The organism is Catenulispora sp. GP43 (assembly GCF_041260665.1).
Classification (GTDB): domain Bacteria; phylum Actinomycetota; class Actinomycetes; order Streptomycetales; family Catenulisporaceae; genus Catenulispora.
The window spans coordinates 284655-302265 of sequence record NZ_JBGCCT010000004.1; the positions used below are offsets into that span (position 1 = coordinate 284655).

Here is a 17611-nt window from a genome sequence, read left to right on the forward strand (position 1 = left end):
CGCAAGCTTGATCGCCGCGCCTCAGGTTTGCCGGGCGGGCCCGTCGGTGCTCTCGCGGGGGTCTCGCGGGGGTCTCGCGGCGCAGGTGGCACCCGGTCCGCGACGGCGGTCCGGACTCAGTTCGCGGCCGGTGCGGGCCGGTACACCCGCAGCGCGCCGGGCAGGGTCCGCAGCGTCACCGGCAGCGCGCCGATCCGCTCGCCGTCGGCCCAGCAGCTGACGTTCTCGGCGTGCAGCTCGACCACGGCCGCGTGATGGACGTCCACCTTGGGGTGGTTCACGTGCCGGCCGGAGAAGACCTTGGGGAAGATGGTCAGCAGCGTCGGCTTGGAGATCTTGCGGACCGCGGTGAGCTGGAACCGGCCGTCGTCCATACGCGCCTCGGGGCAGACCAGCATGCCGCCGCCGTAGGAGGGGCCGTTGCCGACCGCGACCAGCATGCACTCGGCGTCCACGCTCTGGCCGTCCAGCACGATCCGGAACGCCGGCGCCTTGAAGCGCGGCAGCTCCAGCAGCATCGCCAGGTCGTAGCGGCGCTTGCCGCGCGGCCAGCTCATCTGGTTGGCGCGGTCGTTGACCTTGGAGTCCAGGCCGCAGGCCAGCACCGTGGCGAACCGGCGGACCACCTCGGCGGAGGTGCCGGCGCCGACGGTGGCCTCGCCGAGATCGATCTCGCCGATCTCGCCGGCGGCGATCACCCGGGCCGCGGCCTCCGGGTCCTTCAGCGGGATGCCCAGGCTGCGCGCGGTGTCGTTGCCGGTGCCGGCCGGGATGATCCCCAGCACGGTCCCGGGCTCGGCGGCCAGCAGCCGCAGCCCGGCCGAGACCATGCCGTCGCCGCCGACCACCACCAGGGCGGCGTCGGGGTCCTTCAGCAGGGCGTCGGCGGCACGCTGCTCGCCGTCGAAGGCGTCACGGCCGACGATGTCGGTCACCTGGATCCCGGCGGCGCGCAGCGCGGCGACGGCGCGCTGGCCGGCTGCGGCGCCCGCGCCCTTGGCGGACGTGGGGTTGATCAAGGCGACGACGTGGTCGGGTCTGTGTTGGTTGCGGCTGCTCGGCACCCGCAGACGTTAGCAGCGCGCGCCCTCCCGCGTCATGGCGGCGTGACCGGCGCGTTATCGCGGGACGCTACGTGAGGTCGTCGTAGTCGTCGTCGAAGCTGCGGCGGACCTGCTCGACGGGGCGCGCCTGGTCGACCGGGACCGGGCTCAGATCGAGATCGGAGGCCTCGTCCGGGGACAGGTTGGCGTTGATGTTGCGCGCGGCGCGGCGCTTGTCGTTCACCACGGCGATGCCGATGGCGGTGTAGTAGAGCAGGCACATCGGCGCGGCCAGGGCGGTCATGCCCAGCGGCTCGCCGGTCGGGACCGCCGCCGCGGCGAAGATGAAGATGCCGAAGGTGACGTAGCGCCAGGTCTTCTTCAGCCGCTCGGCGGACAGCACGCCGGTGAAGTTCAGCGCGACGACGATCAGCGGGATCTCGAAGGAGACCCCGAAGATCAGGACCATCCGCATGAAGAAGCCGATGAACGTCTCCAGCGGCAGGTTGTTGGACGCCACGTCCGGGGTGAAGCCGAGTAGCACCTTCATGATGCTGGGGAAGATCAGGTAGCACAGGCCGGCACCGGCGGCGAACAGCGGGACCGCGGCGGAGACGAAGCCGATGCTGTACTTCTTCTCGTTCTTGTGCAGGCCCGGCGCGATGAACGCCCACAGCTGGTACAGCCACACCGGCGAGGACAGCAGCAGGCCGACCAGCAGCGAGACCTTCAGGCTGACCGACAGGCCCGCGGTGGCGCCGGTGATGGTCAGCAGGCCGTTCTTGCAGTACTTGGTCGGCTTGCCGATGCCGTTGACGTTCTTGATGTCGCAGACCGTGTGGGCCAGCTCGTGGATCACCCACTCGTGGACGAACCAGCCGGCGATCGCGCCCAGCGCGATGCCCACCGAGGCGCGGAACAGCCGGGTGCGCAGCTCGCGGATGTGCTCGCCGAGCGGCATCCGGCCCTCGGGGTCCTTGGGGACCTTCACGGCCTTCGGCGGCTTGCTCTTGCCCTTGGGCCGGGTCCCGTTGGCGCTGGCCTGCGTCGTCATGGTGTCGGGGGTCCGTTCAGTTCTGGGCGTTGTCGGCGCGCTGGGCGCCGCCGTCGACGATCGTGCCGGGGATCACCTTGGCCTCGGGCAGCTCCACGTCGTCCGCCGCGGACTGCATCTCGGACTTCATGATCCGCGCCGACTTGCGGACGTTGCGCACCGAGTCCGGCAGCCGGTTGCGCCCGAACAGCGCCCACGCGGCGAGCACGATCAGACCGATCTCGATCAGCCTCATGAACACGGGCCGACCCCCTTCACTGCGACGAGCCCCCGGTGAGCGGGCGTCACGGACACGAACACGGGCACGTTGCGAAGACTAATCGTGCTGGGCCCGTGCCCGCATCGCCTTGACGCCCTCCATTTCCTGAACACCGCGCAATGTCTCACTCGCGTCGTTCAGAGTCTGGGTGGTCTTCTTCAGTTCCCGGATCAGCCCCTTGGCCGCGGCGAACACCCGCCAGCCGAAGGCGGCGGTGATCACCAGGGTGAGGACGACGGTGACCGTGATCAGCAGGACCCAGTACATGCCAGAAACTATAGGGCCTGGCCCGGCCCGCGACGCAGGGCCAGGGTGGCCACACCGGAGGATTTCAGGATCGCGGCCAGCTCCGGCCCGGCCGGCCGGCGCACCCGCGCCCCGCAGGCGGGGCAGGTGAAGAGGTAGCGGTTGGCTTCGGCGCCGTCGCCGGTCTCGACGAAGCGGAGGTCGGAGACGGCGACGTACTGGGGTCCGCAGTCCGGACAGCGGACCCGGAAGTCGGCGGCGGACGGCGGCTGGGGCTGCGGGGGCGGCGCCGGCCGGGCCGGCCCCTGGCTACGGAGCGCGACGGACTCGACACCGATCGCGGCCAGGGCGTCGGAGAGGTCTGCCAGGCCGCCGGTCAGGGCCCGGAGACGGACGCGGCCGTCGGGTTCGGGGGTGGGGGCGGGGTCGCGGTCGGGGTCGGGGTCAGGGTCAGGGTCAGAGGCAGAGTCGAGGTTGGGCGGCGCGGCCGGGCCGGAGCCGGCAGCGGTCGCGGCACGGTCGGCCTCGGCCGCGGGTTCGCCTGTTTCGGCGGGCGGGCTCGCGGCGGCGCCGGCGCGCATCTCGACCAGCGTGCCGAATCCCTCACCATCGGCCGCCTGCTCATCCCCCGCGTCGAACCAGTCCGACTCTCCCGCCGCCCCGTCCGCCCCATCCGCTCGCCGCAGGTGCCCGAAGGCCTCGCCGACCGGCCGGGGTGCGCGGGGCGCCAAATCCGATACCGATTCCGATGCCGATTCCGATGCCCGGCGGCCGCGGAACCAGTCGCTCGCGTCGGGTGCGGGCGGGTCGCCCGCTTCGCTCACGCCGGGACCTCGGCGTCGCCGTACAGCGCCAGTGCCTCCGCGGCCGTCTTGCGGACCTGGTCGGCCAGGGCCGGGGGGTCGACGATGCGGCCGTCGGCGCCCAGGCGGAGGACCAGGCGCAGGATGCGGCCCTGGTCGGGGGCCCGCAGGGCGATGCGCAGGCCGCCTTCGGGGAGTTCCTCCACGCCCTCGTTCGGGTAGTTCTCGGCGACCCAGCGGGCGTGGCGGGTGACCTCCAGGGTGACCAGCGGGTCGTCGGCCGCGGGCCGCAGGACGCCGTCGTCCAGGTCCTGCGGTTCGGCGGACTCCGGGATCTCGGCGGCGACGTCCAGGACGTCGATGGCCACTATGCGCGACAGGCGGAAGACGCGGACCGCCTCGCTGCGGCGGCACCAGCCCTCCAGGTAGGCGTGGCCGTCGGAGAGGATCACGCGCATCGGGTCCACGTCGCGTTCGGTGACCTGGTCGCGGGACGGGACGAAGTACTCCAGGCGCAGGCGGCGGCCGGTGTCCAGGGCCTGGCGGATGCGGTCCAGGACGGTGGCGCGCGCCTCGAAGGCGACGGTGACGCGCTGGGACGCCTCCGCGCCGCGCTCGCCGGCCGCCTCCTCCAGTTTGGCGATGGCGCGCAGCAGCGCGTCGCGGTCGGCGACGCCGGGGAGCTGCGCCAGCGCGCGCAGGGCGACCAGCAGGGCCACCGCCTCGCGCACCGAGAAGCGCAGCGGGCGCACGATGGCCTCGGCGTTCTCCAGGTGGATGGTGCCGCCCTCGCCGATGTGCGCCTCCATCAGGTCGTCCGGCAGACCGCCGGGCAACCCGCACATCCACAGCGTCTCCAGGTCCTTGCGCAGCTGCTTCTCGGAGACGTTGAACTCGCCGGCCACCTCGGTCAGCTTCGCGCCCTCGTGCTCCAGCAGGTAGGGCACCAGGTTCAACAGCCGGCGGACCTGCGCCGCGGCGCCGCTCATCGGGAGGCTCCCGTCATCTCGCCGGTGTCGGAGCGTTCAGTGCGTTCAGTGCGTTCAGTGCGTTCGGCGCCGGCCTGCGCGCCGATCCGGACGCCCGGGTGTGTCATCTCGTCGCTGGCGGCCAGCGCGTTGCCGGCCACGGCCGCGCGCAGCCGGCCGACCACCGCGGCGCGCAGCTCCGGGGGCTCCAGGACCTGCACGTCGGGGCCGAACTCGGCGAGCCAGCCGGCCATGCCGGTGTTGCGCGGCACGGTCAGCACGTCCCAGCCGGTCGGCTCGCCGTCGCGCAGCTCCGGCTCGCACTCGGTGGCCCGGCGGCGCAGCAGGAAGCCGGTGTCGGCCTTCAGCCGCAGCCGGGCGGTGCCGACGTTGCGGTTCTGCTTCCAGGCGAAGTCGGCGACCTTGGCGTGCACGTCCATGTCGTCGGGCACCGGCTCGGTCAGGTGCCCGGCCAGCAGCACCACCTCGCCGACGATGCGGTCCAGCCGGAACATGCGGTCGGCGCCGCGGTCCCGGTCGTACCCGGCCAGGTACCAGTGCCCGCGCCAGGAGTCGATGGCCCACGGCTCGACCTTGCGCTCGGCCGGGTCCACCTCGCCGGACTTGCGGTAGCGGAAGGACACCGGGCGCCGGTCGCAGATGGCCTGCAGCAGCGGCTCGAACGCGCTGGTCTCGGTACGCACCCGCGGCTCGATGCCGGACTGGCTGATGTCCCCGACCTCGATGCCCGCGCTCTTGAGCTTGAGCAGCGCCGAGGAGGCGTCGGAGGCCAGCACCGCCTGCTGCCAGAAGCGCGCGGCGACGCCGAGCACGGCCGCCTCGTCCCGCTCCAGGCGGATCTCCGGCAGGTTGTAGGAGTCCTTGGGGATCCGGTAGCCGATCTCGTCCTCGAACAGCGCGCTGTTGGTGCCGGTCTCCAGCGGGATGCCCATCTCGCGGAGCTCGTCCTTGTCCCGCTCGAACATACGCTCGAAGGCGTCGTCCGTGGGGCACTCGCGATACGGCTCCAGCGTGGCGCGGAGCCGCTCCTTGGTCACGTACTGCTTGGACGCGAGCAGGCAGATGACCAGGTTCACCAACCGCTCGGTCTTCGTGGCGGGCATCGAGGCTCTCCTACAACTACTCGGGGTACGCGTGAACGGTAGCGCTAAACGGAGGAGTGGCGCAGCGTCGTACAGATTGGCGAACACAAACGAGTGAACCAGCGACGCGAAGCGTCTCCATGACGGGCGGTGGTGGGAGACGGGTGGGCGAGTGAAAACAGGTGGGCTAATGGGTGCCACAGGAGCGGTAGCGTGGGGTGGGTGATCCAGTGGCGGCGCGGGGTGGTTGCAGCTGTAGGCCGCGCATGGCGCGGTTCCCTAGAGATAGATGTAACGGCCGCAGACGGACGAATGTTCCATGCCCTCGCCTATCCGGAGCTGGTCGGACGCCCGGAGGTCGGCGACGAGGTGCTGCTCTCCGTCGCGGCCCTGGAGATGGGACTGGGCACCGGCGGTTACGCGCTCGTAGTGGCGATCCCTTCCCGACTCCCTGAGGACGCTCCTCTAGAGGGACACATGGTGAAGGCGCGCTATACGCCGCTCCAGACCATTGTCGACGGAGCCGAGGAACGCTACCCGGAGTTGGCGAGCGCATCGTCTCTGGACGGGATGCCGGTGGTCGTGGCCGATCTGCATTCGGCGCTGCCCGCGGTGCTCGCCGGCATCCGCGCGGAGCGTCCCGCTGCACGCGTCGCCTATGTGATGACCGACGGAGGCGCACTCCCTCTATGGTTCTCGCGAACAGTCGACGGACTGCGCGAAGCCGGCTGGCTGACAGCAGGCACGGTCACGGTGGGGCAGGCGTTCGGCGGGGATCTGGAGTGCGTGACCGTGCACAGCGGGCTTCTCGCGGCGCGCCACGTACTGAACGCCGACATCGCCGTCGTTACGCAAGGACCCGGAAACCTCGGCACGGGAACCGAGTGGGGCTTCTCGGGGATCGCGTGCGGAGAAGCTGTTAACGCGGCGGCAGTATTAGGGGGACGTCCGGTCGCCGCGCTAAGAGTCTCCTCCGGAGATGCCCGCGAGCGGCACCACGGAGTGAGTCACCACAGCCTCACCGCCTATGGGAAGGTCGCCTTGGCGCGCGCCGAAGTCGCCGTGCCTGATGTGGACGACGGCTTCTGGCACGGAGTCGCTTCGCAGACTGCGGAGTTGGCGGCGCGGCACACAGTCGTCTCCGTACCGGTCGACGGACTGGATTCCGCTTTGCGTTCCTGTCCGGTGAAGCTGAGCACTATGGGCCGCGGACTTGAGCAGGACTATGCGGCCTTCCTCGCCTCGGCCTGTGCGGGCCGACTGGCGGGTGTCGGCTGTTGTCAGCACTATGGGATGCTGCACACCTGAGACCGAGATCCGGGAGGGACGTTGGTCGTGGAAGAGGGCGTCGAGGAAGTCAAGACCGGCGCGGAGCATGAAGAGCACGAGCACATCGTCACCCCGACCGAGCGCAAGCTCCGGGCGGTGCCCGTGCTGATCCTGAGCTGCGTCGTGTTCGGCCTGGCGGCCGCGGCGTTCGCCTGGACGACGCTGCGCGTCCACGACCGCCAGATGTCGGCGGAGGCGAACGAGAAGGCGGTCGCGTTCCTGCTGGGGACGCCGGGCCTGCAGACCTCGGAGCAGCCGGCGGCCGGCGGCGGCTCGGTGACCGCGTTCTACTCCCCCAAGCTGCACCGGTTCGCGATCACCGGCCACGACCTGCCGGCCCTCGGCCACGGCAAGACCTACGAGTTCTGGTACCGCACCGGCGCCGGCCAGCCCGCGAAGGAAGCCGGGACCTCGCGCTTCGACGCCCCGCAGAACGACATGGTCGTCGTCTCGATCCCGGCCGCCGCGGCCTCGCTGGTGGTCTCGGTCGAGCCCTCGGGCGGCGCGCAGACGCTGTCGGGCACGCCGATCGCCGAGCTGACGCTGGGCTGACCAGCTCTGACGCTGGGCTGACCACGGCGCCGCCGGCCCCGGCGGCTCCTCACTCGGTGATCAGCAGGTCGCCGGCGAGCACCGCGAACAGCGTTCCGGTCACCGCGTCGACGACCCGGCGGGCCCGCGCGTAGCCGGCCGCGATCCGCTTGGCGGAGAACAGGCAGGCCACGAGCACGTACCAGGCGACGCCGATCGCCGGGATCGCCACGCCGATCGCGGTCCGGTACTCCCAGTCCACGTGCGGCGGGAGCAGCGCGGCGAAGACGCTGGAGAAGAAGACGGCGGCCTTCGGGTTGCCGATGTTGCACAGGAAGCCGGCACGGAAGGCCGCGAGGGCACCGCGGGGACGGACGCTCGCGGTGCCGGCGGCCGAGCCGTGCAGCTTGCGGCGCGCGGCCGAACGCAGCAGCTGGAAGGCCAGCCACAGCAGGTAGGCCGCGCCGGCGATGCGAACCGCCTCGAACACCGGCTGGAACCTGACCAGCAGCACCGTCAGGCCGACCAGGCTGGTGGTCGCCCAGACCGCCATCGCGCAGGCCACGCCGAGGCCGACGAAGACCGCGTCGCGGCGCGAGCGCGCGACCGAGGCGTGGGAGACGGCGAGGAAGTCCGGGCCGGGGATCAGCAGGGCCAGAGTCCAGACGGTCAGCAGCGCGGCGAAGGACGCGAGAGGCATACCGCCGATGCTGCCACGGGGACGGTGCCGCACGGCAGGTCGGCGGGGGTGTATCAGGCCACCGGCCGCGGATTGGCCCGCCAGGGGCGCCGATGGCCGTCCCGGAACCCGGGACGGCCATCGAAGGCGCGAGGCCTGCTCGAGCTGATCGGTTCAGCTGACGCCGAGCAGGTCGACGACGAAGATCAGCGTCTCGCCCGGCTTGATCAGCGGGCTCGGGCTGCGGTCGCCGTAGGCCAGGTGCGGCGGGATGACCAGCTTGCGCCGGCCGCCGACCTTCATGCCGGCCACGCCGCGGTCCCAGCCGGCGATGACCCGGCCGCCGCCCAGCGGGAAGCTGAAGGGCTGGCCGCGGTTCCAGGAGGCGTCGAACTCCTCGCCGGTGGAGTAGGACACGCCGGCGTAGTGCACCGTGACCTGCTGGCCGGCCTTGGCTTCCGCACCGCTGCCGACGGTGATGTCCTCGATCACCAGGTCGGCGGGGACCGGGAAGTCGGGGAAGTCGATCTCAGGCTTGTCAAGACTCATGGGCTAGCTGTTCCCAATCCTGTCGATGATGGACTCCTCGTTACGCTATCAGGGCGTCTTCCGCACCACCCGGCGGAGCGCGGCGAAGGTCGTCAGCGGGCGTCCAGGATGTCCACCACGAACACCATGGTGTCGGTGCCCTGGATCCCGGCGTCGGGCTGGCCCTGCGCGCCGTACCCCTTGTCCGGCGGCACGACCAGCAGCACCCGCGAGCCCACGGTCTGCCCGACCAGGCCCTCGTCCCAGCCCGGCACCACGTCGCCGACGCCGATCTGGGTGGCGAACAGCGACTTGCCCTTGCTGAACGAGGAGTCGAAGATCTGCCCGGTGCGCCAGACGATCCCCTCGTACTGGACCACCAGGGTCTGGCCCTTCTTCACCGGCGCGCCCTTGCCGACGATCACCGGCTTGTACACGGCCGCCGTCGGCGGCTGCTTGCCGGCCGGGATGGTCACCTTCGGGTCGTCCTTGCCCACGGCGGTGCCCACGCTCGGCAGGGTCGGGTCGTTCAGCACCCCGGTCCCGGCCGGGATGTCGGCCTGCACCGACGGATACACGCCGATGATGTCGATGTCGAAGATGATGGTGTCGGTGCCGGTGATGGTGATCTTGCCGTCGGTGGTGCCCTTGGCGCCGAAGCCGAGCGCCGGCGGCACGGTCAGCTCCACCCGGCTGCCGGCGGCCTGGCCCTTCAGGCCCTGCTCCCAGCCGGCCAGCATCTGGTTCTGGCCCTCGACCTGCACCGCCGGGTGCTGCCCCTGGTCGTAGCTGCTGCCCAGGTCCGAGCCGTCGCGCCAGAGCTTGGCGCCGAACTGCAGGACCAGCACGCTGCCGTCGGTGACCTTGGGCCCGTCGCCCTGGATCTTCACCTTGACGCCGAGCTTGCCGTCCGGCTGCCCGGCGGGCACCGTGATGGCCGGCCGCGTCCCGATCGCGTCGGCGGCCGGCGCCCCGGAGGAGGCCGCGGACCCCGCCGACGGCTTCGGCGCGGCGGGCTTGCTCGACGACGAACACCCTGCGAGCAGCACCAGGCCGGCGGCGAGGCCGGCGAGGGCGGTCTGGGTCCTGCGGGTGGCCACGGGACGGCGCACTGGAAAACCTCGAATCGGCGCGGTGAAGGCGGTTATGACGATCACACGTCAAGGGACCGCACCACAGTAGCGTGGCCTGCTGCCGGCGGGCGCCGACAGCAGGCCACGAAAAAGCAAATCCCGAGCGCTGCGCTGCAGGTGGTTCTGGGCTACAGGCAGTTCTGGGCTACATCGAGGAGATGAGCTTCTCCACCCGCTCGTCCACCGAACGGAACGGGTCCTTGCACAGCACCGTCCGCTGAGCCTGGTCGTTCAGCTTCAGGTGCACCCAGTCGACGGTGAAGTCCCGCCGCTGCTCCTGCGCCCGCTTGATGAACTCCCCGCGCAGCCGCGCCCGGGTGGTCTGCGGCGGGACCGACTTGGCCTGGAAGATCTCCAGGTCGGTGGCCGTCCGCTCCACCATGCCGCGCTTCTCCAGCAGGTAGTACAACCCGCGGTTGCGGGAGATGTCGTGGTAGGCCAGGTCCAGCTGCGCCACCCGCGGGGCGGACATCGCCAGGTTGTTCTTCGCGCGGTAGCGCTCGATCAGCTGGTACTTGATCACCCAGTCGATCTCCCGGGAGATCAGGTCCAGGTCACCGGTCGACACCGCGGTCAGGGTGCGCTCCCACAGGTCCAGGATCCGGTCCACCGCGCCGGTGCGCAGGCCGCGCTTCTCGGCGAAGTCCCGGGCCTTGGTGAAGTACTCCTCCTGTATCTCCAGCGCGCTCATCTCGCGGCCGTTGGCCAGCCGGACCTTCTTCTGGCCGGTCATGTCGTGGCTGACCTCGCGGATGGCCCGGATCGGGTTCTCCAGGGTCATGTCGCGCAGCGTGGTGCCGGCCTCGATCATGCGCAGGACCAGGTCCGTGGCCCCCACCTTCAGGAGCATCGTGGTCTCGGACATGTTCGAGTCGCCGACGATCACGTGCAGGCGCCGGTACTTCTCGGCGTCGGCGTGCGGCTCGTCGCGGGTGTTGATGATCGGGCGGGAGCGGGTGGTGGCGCTGGAGACGCCCTCCCAGATGTGCTCGGCCCGCTGCGAGACGCAGTAGACCGCGCCGCGCGGGGTGGCCAGGACCTTGCCGGCGCCACAGATCAGCTGGCGGGTGACCAGGAACGGGATCAGGACGTCGGCCAGGCGGGAGAACTCGCCGTGCCGGCCCACCAGGTAGTTCTCGTGGCAGCCGTAGGAGTTGCCGGCCGAGTCGGTGTTGTTCTTGAACAGGTAGACGTCGCCGGCGATGCCCTCCTCGTGCAGGCGCCGCTCGGCGTCGGCCAGCAGCCCCTCCAGGATCCGCTCGCCGGCCTTGTCGTGGACGATCAGCTCGCGCACCGAGTCGCACTCGGGGGTGGCGTACTCCGGGTGCGAGCCGACGTCCAGGTACAGGCGCGCGCCGTTGCGCAGGAAGACGTTGCTGGAGCGCCCCCAGGACACGACGCGGCGGAAGAGGTAGCGGGCGACCTCGTCCGGGGACAGGCGACGCTGACCGCGGAACGTGCAGGTGACGCCGTATTCGTTTTCGAGCCCGAAGATCCGCCGGTCCATGTTGACCACCTTATGCCGCGTTAGACTTTAATCCGCGTCAGACCTCTGCGTCGTTGTTCGGCCGGCGCATGTGTCAGGACTCCGAGGAGTCCCCGTCCTCGTCCAGGAGGTCGTCGACCGCGCCGAGCACGTCCTTGTCGGACAGCTCCGGCTCGGCGGCCGGGGCGTCGCCTCCGGTGTCCCCGTCCTCGCCGCCCTTGCCGGCGTCGGCGTCGGCGTCGCCGTCGACGCCGAGCAGCGCGGCCAGCGCCGGGCCGGTGATGCGCCGGAACTTGCGCACCCGGCTGCGGGTGCGGTCCAGGACCGCGACCTCCAGCTGGTTGGGGGCCAGGGTGCGCGGCTCGGTGCCGTCCCGGCCCAGGGCGTCGACCGCGGCGTTGAGCACCGTCTCCAGCGCGGCGTTCTCCTCGTAGGAGGACTCCAGCACCTGGGTCACGCCGTCCGCGGCGCCGCCGAGCACCTGGAAGCCGCGGATGTCGGTGACCTGGCCGTCGAAGGTGACCCGGTAGCCCTGGTCGTCGGCGGCCCTGTCGCCGACCTCGGCCACGGCCAGCTCCACCTCGTAGGGCTTGCCCGCGCCCTCGCTGAACATCGTGCCCAGGGCCTGGGCGTAGGTGTTGGCCAGGGCCCGGCCGGTGACGTCGCGGCGGTCGTAGACGTACCCGCGCATGTCGGCGTGCCGGACGCCGGCGATGCGCAGCTGCTCGTACTCGTTGTACCGGCCGGCCGCGGCGAAGGCGATGCGGTCGTAGATCTCGGAGATCTTGTGCAGGGCCCGCGACGGGTTCTCCCCGACGAACAGGATGCCCTTGTCATAGAAGATGACTGCCACCGACCGGCCACGCGAGATGCCCTTGCGGGCATACTCGGCCCGGTCCTTCATGATCTGTTCGGGCGAGACGTAGAACGGCGTCGTCACGACGGGTCACTCCTGACTGGGACCGAGGGCTGCAAGATGGGTGAGAGTGCTGCGATCAGCACGTTAGCGCAGCGGGGAGCGGGGACCGTCGGGCACCACGCGGCGGGCATCCATGATGCCCTCCACCAGCGTGGACAGTTCCTCGTCCGGCAGCCGCCGGTAGCCCTCGTCGGTGACCACCGCGACGACGGGGAAGATCTTGCGGAACAGGTCCGGGCCGCCGGTGGCCGAGTCGTCGTCGGCGGCGTCGTAGAGCGCCTGCACGGCCGCGACCGCGGCGTCCTCGGCGGTGAAGTCCGGGCGGTACAGCTTCTTCAGGGCGCCGCGGGCGAACATCGAGCCCGAGCCGACCGAGTAGAAGTCGTGCTCCTCGTACATGCCGCCGGTGACGTCGTAGCTGAAGATCCGGCCCTGGCCGGTCTCCTCGTCGTAGCCGGCGAACAGCGGGACCACGGCCAGGCCCTGCATCGCCATCGCGAGGTTGCCGCGGATCATGGTGGCCAGGCGGTTGGCCTTGCCGTCGGTGGAGAGCGTGACGCCCTCGATCTTCTCGTAGTGCTCCAGCTCCAGCTGGAACAGCCGGACCACTTCCACGGCCAGGCCGGCGCTGCCGGCGATGCCGACCGCGGAGAACTCGTCGGCCGGGAACACCTTCTGGATGTCCCGCTGGGCGATGAAGTTGCCCATCGTGGCCCGGCGGTCGCCGGCCAGCAGCACCCCGCCGGGGAAGGTGATGGCGACGATGGTGGTGCCGTGCGGCGCGATGTCGTTGCCGGACACGGAGGTGCCGGCCGGCAGGACGCGCCCGCCGGGCAGGTAGTCGGGGGCGAACCCCTTCAAGAACTCGCTGAAAGAGGAGATGCCGGGCGTGAGGAACGCCTGCGGCAGACCGCCCCGAGAGCCCCAGTCCGCGTTGGATTCCACTTCAGCAATCCCCTTCTATCAAGATTCGTACGAAACAGAGCTTGAGGTGCTGCGACCCTAGTTGATCGCGAACCTCACTGGCCACCCTTCTGGACGAAGCCCCGGACGAAGTCCTCGGAGTTGGCCTCGAGCACCTCGTCGATCTCGTCCAGCATGGAGTCCACGTCCTCGGAGAGCTTCTCCTGACGCTCCTGCAGGTCGCTGCTCGCCTCGGGGGCGGTTTCCTCGACCTCTTGCTTGTCACGGTTGGCGTGCTGCTGGCCGCCGCGTTCGTCCGCTGCCATCTCAGCCCTCTCCCACTCCTCGGCAAGGTTGCCGATCTTCCTCACTCTAGCTTCAACTTCCCCCGAACGGGGGTATTCCACGCGTGATCGGGATCCCGGATTAATTACGTTTGTGGAATTCGTCGGACCAGCGCCGAAGAGGCGCTGGTCCGATATGTGGAACGATTCGTCTCAGCCTTCGGTCAAAGCCCGCACCAGGTCCTCCGCGGTGCGGCTTCTATCGATCAACGCTTGGACGTGCTGCTTGGTTCCGCGCGTCGGTTCCAGTGTCGGCACCCTTTGCAGGGATTCGCGACCCGGCACGTCGAAGATCACCGAATCCCAGGACGCGGCGGCCACCGAGTCCGCGTACTTGTCCAGGCACCGGCCCCGGAAGTAGGCCCTGGTGTCCTCCGGCGGGTGGTCCACCGCCTGCCGGATCTGCTCGTCGGTGGTGATCCGCTCGAACCGCCCGCGCGCCGCCAGGCGCTGGTACAGGCCCTTCTCCGGCCGCACGTCGGAGTACTGCAGGTCGACCAGCTCCAGGCGCGAGGAGTCCCAGTCCAGCCCGTCGCGCTTGCGGTAGCCCTGCAGGATCTCGTACTTGGCGACCCAGTCCAGCTCCCTGGACAGCGACATCGGGTCGGACTCCAGGCGGGTGAGCACCGACTCCCAGCGCTCCAGCACGTCCTTGGTGACGTCGTCGACGTCGGAGCCGTACCGGTCCTCCACGAACTTGCGGGCCTGCTCGCAGTACTCCATCTGCAGCTGCACGGCGGTCAGCTTGCGTCCGCTGCGCAGCGTGACCAGCTGCCGCAGGCTCGGGTCGTGGCTGACCTGGTGCAGCGTGCGCACCGGGGCGTCCACCGACAGGTCGGTGGACATGAAGCGCTCCTCGATCATCGCCAGGACCAGCGCCGTGGTGCCGGTCTTGAGGTAGATCGAGATCTCGGCCAGGTTGGCGTCGCCGATGATGACGTGCAGCCGGCGGTAGCGCTCGGGGTCGGCGTGCGGCTCGTCCCGGGTGTTGATGATCGGGCGCTTGAGCGTGGTCTCCAGGCCCACCTCGACCTCGAAGAAGTCGGCACGCTGGGAGATCTGGAAGCCGTGCGCCCGGCCGTCCTGGCCGATGCCGACCCGGCCGGCGCCGGTGACCACCTGCCGGGAGACGAAGAACGGGGTGAGGTTGCGGACGATGTCGGCGAACGGCGTGGTGCGCTGCATGAGGTAGTTCTCATGCGAGCCGTAGGAGGCGCCCTTGTTGTCGGTGTTGTTCTTGTACAGGTTGATCGGCGCGGTCCCGGGGATCTCGGCGGCCCGGCGCGAGGCCTCGGCCATGATCCACTCCCCGGCCTTGTCCCAGATCACCGCGTCGCGCGGATTGGTGACCTCCGGCGAGGAGTACTCCGGGTGTGCGTGGTCGACGTACAGGCGGGCCCCGTTGGTGAGGATCACGTTGGCCAGGCCCGCGTCCTCGTCGGTGAGCTGGCTGGCGTCGGCGATGTCGCGGGCCAGGTCGAAGCCCCGGGCGTCGCGCAGCGGGTTCTCCTCCTCGAAGTCCCAGCGCGCACGGCGGGCCCGGTGCATGGCCGCCGCGTAGGAGTTGACGATCTGGGACGAGATCAGCATCGCGTTGGCGCCGGGGTTCCCTGGTACGGAGATGCCGTACTCGGTCTCGGTGCCCATGATTCGCCACACGCTCATACCGGCCACCTTATTCCGCGGGGGTGACGTGTGGCAGTGCCTTGTGCACGGTTTTTACTGGGATGATGGGTTGCCACTCGGTGTGTGTACCCGGGCGGTGATCAATGAACCGTGGGCGGACGAGGGGTTACGTCACGCTCAGAGATGACCCAGCACGGCCCTGACGACCTGGTCCACCCGCCGCCAGTCGGGCCCGGACAGCGCGCCGCGCGGTGCCGTGAGCCCGGAAGCCGGAAGCCACTCGATGAGCTCGGCCAGCACCGTGCCGGTCAGCGGGGTGGTGATCGGGACGTCGCCGGCGAACTCCTCCAGGGGCGCCGGCTCACCGGGAAGCACCGGGCACACGATCACACGGCCGGGGCCGGCCTCGTTGTAGAGGTCTGAGGACAGGATCAGAGCCAGAGTCGGCCGGTCGCCGCGCTCCCAGACCTCACCCTGCCGCACGCTGCTCCTCGATGCCGTTCTTGTGCTGCGCCAACCACTCCGGCGTGACACCCAGCCGACGCTCCCGCTCGGCAGAGCGACTGAACCGCTGCCGCCAAGCCGCCTCCGCGAGAACCTTGTCCGTCCAGTTGGACAGGTTCATCCCGGCGGCCGCGGCCGCGGCCCGGGAAGCCGCTATGGTCTCCGCCTTCACGCTGACGTCAAGCTTCGGCATGGTACGGAGAATACCATGAGAAATGGTACGAGACGCGGATCCGCAACGCCTCGACCGCGCCGCCGAGGCGCTGACGTGCCGCCACAAAGCACGCGCCGCCCGCGCGCCGTCCGAAGACGGCGCGCGGGCGGCGGAGGCGGCCTTTGCCCAGTCGGTCCTACAGGTACTGGCCGGTGCTGGCGATCGTGTCGATCGACCGGCCGGTGTCGCCTCCGCGCTTGCCGGTGACCAGGGTGCGGATGAAGACGATGCGCTCGCCCTTCTTGCCGGAGATGCGGGCCCAGTCGTCGGGGTTGGTGGTGTTCGGCAGGTCCTCGTTCTCCTTGAACTCGTCGACGCAGGCGCCGAGCAGGTGGGAGACGCGCAGACCCTTCTGCTTGTGGTCCAGGAAGTCCTTGATCGCGGTCTTCTTCGCGCGGTCGACGATGTTCTGGATCATCGCGCCGGAGTTGAAGTCGCGGAAGTACATGACTTCCTTGTCGCCGTTGGCGTAGGTGACCTCCAGGAACCGGTTCTCGTCGATCTCGCTGTACATGCGCTCGACCGTGGCCTGGATCATCGCCGACACCGTGGCCTGCCGGTCACCGCTGTGCTCGGCCAGGTCCTCGGCGTGCAGGGGCAGTTCGGGGGTGACGTACTTGCTGAAGATGTCCTTGGCCGCCTCGGCGTCCGGACGCTCGATCTTGATCTTCACGTCCAGCCGGCCCGGGCGCAGGATCGCCGGGTCGATCATGTCCTCGCGGTTGGAGGCGCCGATGACGATGACGTTCTCCAGGCCCTCGACGCCGTCGATCTCCGAGAGCAGCTGCGGGACGATCGTGTTCTCCACGTCCGAGCTGATGCCGCTGCCGCGGGTGCGGAACAGCGAGTCCATCTCGTCGAAGAACACGATGACCGGGGCACCCTCGCTGGCCTTCTCGCGCGCCCGCTGGAAGACCAGGCGGATGTGCCGCTCGGTCTCGCCGACGTACTTGTTCAGCAGCTCAGGGCCCTTGATGTTCAGGAAGTAGCTCTTCACGTTGCCCGAGCCGGTCACTTCCGCGACCTTCTTGGCCAGCGAGTTGGCCACCGCCTTGGCGATCAGGGTCTTGCCGCAGCCGGGAGGCCCGTACAGCAGCACGCCCTTGGGCGGCCGCAGCTGGTGCTCCTTGAACAGGTCAGGGTGCAGATACGGGAGCTCGACGGCGTCGCGGATCAGCTCGATCTGGCCGTCCAGGCCGCCGATCTCCAGGTAGGAGATGTCCGGGACCTCCTCCAGCACGAGGTCTTCGACCTCGGACTTGGGGATGACCTCGTACACGTAGCCGCTGCGCGGCTCCATCAGCAGCGCGTCGCCCGGGCGCAGCTTGACGCCGGACTCCAGCAGCGGCTGGCCGAGGCGCACCACGTGCTCCTCGTCGGTCCGGCCGGTGACCAGGGCGCGGGTGCCGTCCTCGAGGATCTCCTTGAGGCTGACGATCTCGCCCACGCTCTCGAAGCCGAACGCCGCGACCACGTTGAGCGCCTCGTTCAGCATCACCTCCTGGCCGGGGCGCAGGGAGCCGGGCTCGATGGACGGGCTCACCGACACCCGCATCTTGCGGCCGCCGGTGAAGATGTCGGCATTGCCCTCGCCGGCGTCCTCCAGGAACACGCCGAAACCGCTCGGCGGCTGCGCGAGACGGTCGATCTCCTCCTTCAACGCCACGATCTGGTCGCGCGCTTCCCGCAGCGTCGCCACCAGCCGTTCGTTCTGGCTCGTGAGCCCGGCCACAGTGGCCTGCAACTCGTTGATCCGCTCCTCCACGGCCCGGCCGCCCCGTGGGGCGTCCGCGGCGTCGCGGAGCCTGCGCCGCAGGACGGCGATCTCCTGCTCCAGGTACGTGACCTGGGCAGCGAGGTCGTCCGACCCGCGCGCCGAGCGGCCGGCGCCCTCGCGGATGTCGTCGTCGTGTGCTGGCACGGTCCTCACCTCCCGCCG

At 70.1% G+C, this 17611-nt stretch carries 20 protein-coding genes; 2 read left to right on the plus strand and 18 right to left on the minus strand.

Going from position 1 to position 17611, the window contains the following annotated elements:
- Positions 1 to 116: 116 nt before the first annotated feature.
- The 7 genes from ABH926_RS11355 to ABH926_RS11385 form a co-directional block, all read right to left on the minus strand.
- Complete coding sequence (locus ABH926_RS11355; RefSeq protein WP_370365396.1) at positions 117 to 1064, minus strand: diacylglycerol kinase; 948 nt, start codon at positions 1062 to 1064, stop codon at positions 117 to 119.
- Positions 1065 to 1131: 67 nt separating this feature from the next.
- Positions 1132 to 2097 (minus strand): twin-arginine translocase subunit TatC, encoded by a 966-nt coding sequence (gene tatC, locus ABH926_RS11360; protein ID WP_370365397.1) that lies wholly within the window; start codon positions 2095 to 2097, stop codon positions 1132 to 1134.
- A gap of 16 nt (positions 2098 to 2113) precedes the next feature.
- A complete protein-coding gene (locus tag ABH926_RS11365; RefSeq protein WP_370365398.1) occupies positions 2114 to 2338 on the minus strand; it encodes a hypothetical protein in 225 nt (74 codons plus the stop codon).
- 75 nt (positions 2339 to 2413) lie between these two features.
- Entirely contained in the window at positions 2414 to 2623 is a 210-nt protein-coding gene (locus ABH926_RS11370) for a hypothetical protein (RefSeq protein WP_370365399.1), read from the minus strand.
- An 8-nt stretch (positions 2624 to 2631) separates the two neighbouring features.
- Complete coding sequence (locus tag ABH926_RS11375) at positions 2632 to 3426, minus strand: zinc ribbon domain-containing protein (protein ID WP_370365400.1); 795 nt, start codon at positions 3424 to 3426, stop codon at positions 2632 to 2634.
- On the minus strand, positions 3423 to 4394 hold the full coding sequence (locus ABH926_RS11380; RefSeq protein WP_370365401.1) for a helix-turn-helix transcriptional regulator: 972 nt from the start codon (positions 4392 to 4394) through the stop codon (positions 3423 to 3425). The genes ABH926_RS11375 and ABH926_RS11380 overlap by 4 nt, the downstream gene beginning before the upstream one ends.
- A complete protein-coding gene (locus ABH926_RS11385) occupies positions 4391 to 5497 on the minus strand; it encodes a helix-turn-helix transcriptional regulator (RefSeq protein WP_370365402.1) in 1107 nt (368 codons plus the stop codon). Before ABH926_RS11385 ends, ABH926_RS11380 begins: the two co-directional genes overlap by 4 nt.
- A 201-nt stretch (positions 5498 to 5698) precedes the next feature.
- Between ABH926_RS11385 and ABH926_RS11390 the strand changes: the two genes are divergently transcribed.
- Positions 5699 to 6784, plus strand: coding sequence for a DUF3866 family protein (locus tag ABH926_RS11390; protein WP_370365403.1), 1086 nt, complete (start codon positions 5699 to 5701; stop codon positions 6782 to 6784).
- Between the two features lie 27 nt (positions 6785 to 6811).
- Complete coding sequence (locus ABH926_RS11395; protein WP_370365404.1) at positions 6812 to 7357, plus strand: anti-sigma factor; 546 nt, start codon at positions 6812 to 6814, stop codon at positions 7355 to 7357.
- Between the two features lie 49 nt (positions 7358 to 7406).
- On the opposite strand, the gene ABH926_RS11400 is transcribed toward ABH926_RS11395, so the two are convergent.
- The 11 genes from ABH926_RS11400 to arc all read right to left on the minus strand — a co-directional run bounded on the left by ABH926_RS11400 (position 7407) and on the right by arc (position 17593).
- Positions 7407 to 8036, minus strand: a complete 630-nt coding sequence (locus ABH926_RS11400; protein WP_370365405.1) for a LysE family transporter — start codon at positions 8034 to 8036, stop codon at positions 7407 to 7409.
- Between the two features lie 153 nt (positions 8037 to 8189).
- Positions 8190 to 8564: an FKBP-type peptidyl-prolyl cis-trans isomerase gene (locus ABH926_RS11405; protein WP_370365406.1), complete on the minus strand. Its 375-nt coding sequence runs from the start codon at positions 8562 to 8564 to the stop codon at positions 8190 to 8192.
- A 92-nt stretch (positions 8565 to 8656) separates the two neighbouring features.
- Positions 8657 to 9655, minus strand: coding sequence for an FKBP-type peptidyl-prolyl cis-trans isomerase (locus ABH926_RS11410; protein WP_370365407.1), 999 nt, complete (start codon positions 9653 to 9655; stop codon positions 8657 to 8659).
- Between the two features lie 166 nt (positions 9656 to 9821).
- Entirely contained in the window at positions 9822 to 11183 is a 1362-nt protein-coding gene (gene pafA / locus ABH926_RS11415) for a Pup--protein ligase (protein ID WP_370365408.1), read from the minus strand.
- Positions 11184 to 11256: 73 nt separating this feature from the next.
- Positions 11257 to 12102, minus strand: a complete 846-nt coding sequence (gene prcA, locus ABH926_RS11420; RefSeq protein ID WP_370365409.1) for a proteasome subunit alpha — start codon at positions 12100 to 12102, stop codon at positions 11257 to 11259.
- Between the two features lie 63 nt (positions 12103 to 12165).
- Positions 12166 to 13026: a proteasome subunit beta gene (prcB, locus tag ABH926_RS11425; RefSeq protein WP_370365410.1), complete on the minus strand. Its 861-nt coding sequence runs from the start codon at positions 13024 to 13026 to the stop codon at positions 12166 to 12168.
- A gap of 74 nt (positions 13027 to 13100) precedes the next feature.
- Positions 13101 to 13310 (minus strand): ubiquitin-like protein Pup, encoded by a 210-nt coding sequence (locus tag ABH926_RS11430; RefSeq protein WP_370341705.1) that lies wholly within the window; start codon positions 13308 to 13310, stop codon positions 13101 to 13103.
- Between the two features lie 171 nt (positions 13311 to 13481).
- Positions 13482 to 14993: a depupylase/deamidase Dop gene (gene dop, locus ABH926_RS11435; protein ID WP_370365411.1), complete on the minus strand. Its 1512-nt coding sequence runs from the start codon at positions 14991 to 14993 to the stop codon at positions 13482 to 13484.
- A 138-nt stretch (positions 14994 to 15131) separates the two neighbouring features.
- Positions 15132 to 15437: a type II toxin-antitoxin system PemK/MazF family toxin gene (locus tag ABH926_RS11440; RefSeq protein ID WP_370365412.1), complete on the minus strand. Its 306-nt coding sequence runs from the start codon at positions 15435 to 15437 to the stop codon at positions 15132 to 15134.
- The gene (locus tag ABH926_RS11445; protein WP_370365413.1) at positions 15424 to 15651 is read right to left on the minus strand and encodes a hypothetical protein; all 228 of its coding nucleotides are present in this window, start codon (positions 15649 to 15651) and stop codon (positions 15424 to 15426) included. The genes ABH926_RS11440 and ABH926_RS11445 overlap by 14 nt, the downstream gene beginning before the upstream one ends.
- A 157-nt stretch (positions 15652 to 15808) precedes the next feature.
- Positions 15809 to 17593, minus strand: coding sequence for a proteasome ATPase (gene arc, locus ABH926_RS11450; RefSeq protein ID WP_370365414.1), 1785 nt, complete (start codon positions 17591 to 17593; stop codon positions 15809 to 15811).
- Positions 17594 to 17611 lie beyond the last annotated feature (18 nt).

Excerpts from the sequence above, each read along its gene's own strand:
- dop (WP_370365411.1), bottom strand. The coding sequence starts at position 14,993 with ATGAGCGTGTGGCGAATCATGGGCACCGAGACCGAGTACGGCATCTCC.
- ABH926_RS11380 (WP_370365401.1), bottom strand. The coding sequence starts at position 4,394 with ATGAGCGGCGCCGCGGCGCAGGTCCGCCGGCTGTTGAACCTGGTGCCC.
- ABH926_RS11400 (WP_370365405.1), bottom strand. The coding sequence starts at position 8,036 with ATGCCTCTCGCGTCCTTCGCCGCGCTGCTGACCGTCTGGACTCTGGCC.
- tatC (WP_370365397.1), bottom strand. The coding sequence starts at position 2,097 with ATGACGACGCAGGCCAGCGCCAACGGGACCCGGCCCAAGGGCAAGAGC.
- pafA (WP_370365408.1), bottom strand. The coding sequence starts at position 11,183 with ATGGACCGGCGGATCTTCGGGCTCGAAAACGAATACGGCGTCACCTGC.
- ABH926_RS11385 (WP_370365402.1), bottom strand. The coding sequence starts at position 5,497 with ATGCCCGCCACGAAGACCGAGCGGTTGGTGAACCTGGTCATCTGCCTG.
- ABH926_RS11405 (WP_370365406.1), bottom strand. The coding sequence starts at position 8,564 with ATGAGTCTTGACAAGCCTGAGATCGACTTCCCCGACTTCCCGGTCCCC.
- ABH926_RS11430 (WP_370341705.1), bottom strand. The coding sequence starts at position 13,310 with ATGGCAGCGGACGAACGCGGCGGCCAGCAGCACGCCAACCGTGACAAG.
- ABH926_RS11370 (WP_370365399.1), bottom strand. The coding sequence starts at position 2,623 with ATGTACTGGGTCCTGCTGATCACGGTCACCGTCGTCCTCACCCTGGTG.
- ABH926_RS11445 (WP_370365413.1), bottom strand. The coding sequence starts at position 15,651 with ATGCCGAAGCTTGACGTCAGCGTGAAGGCGGAGACCATAGCGGCTTCC.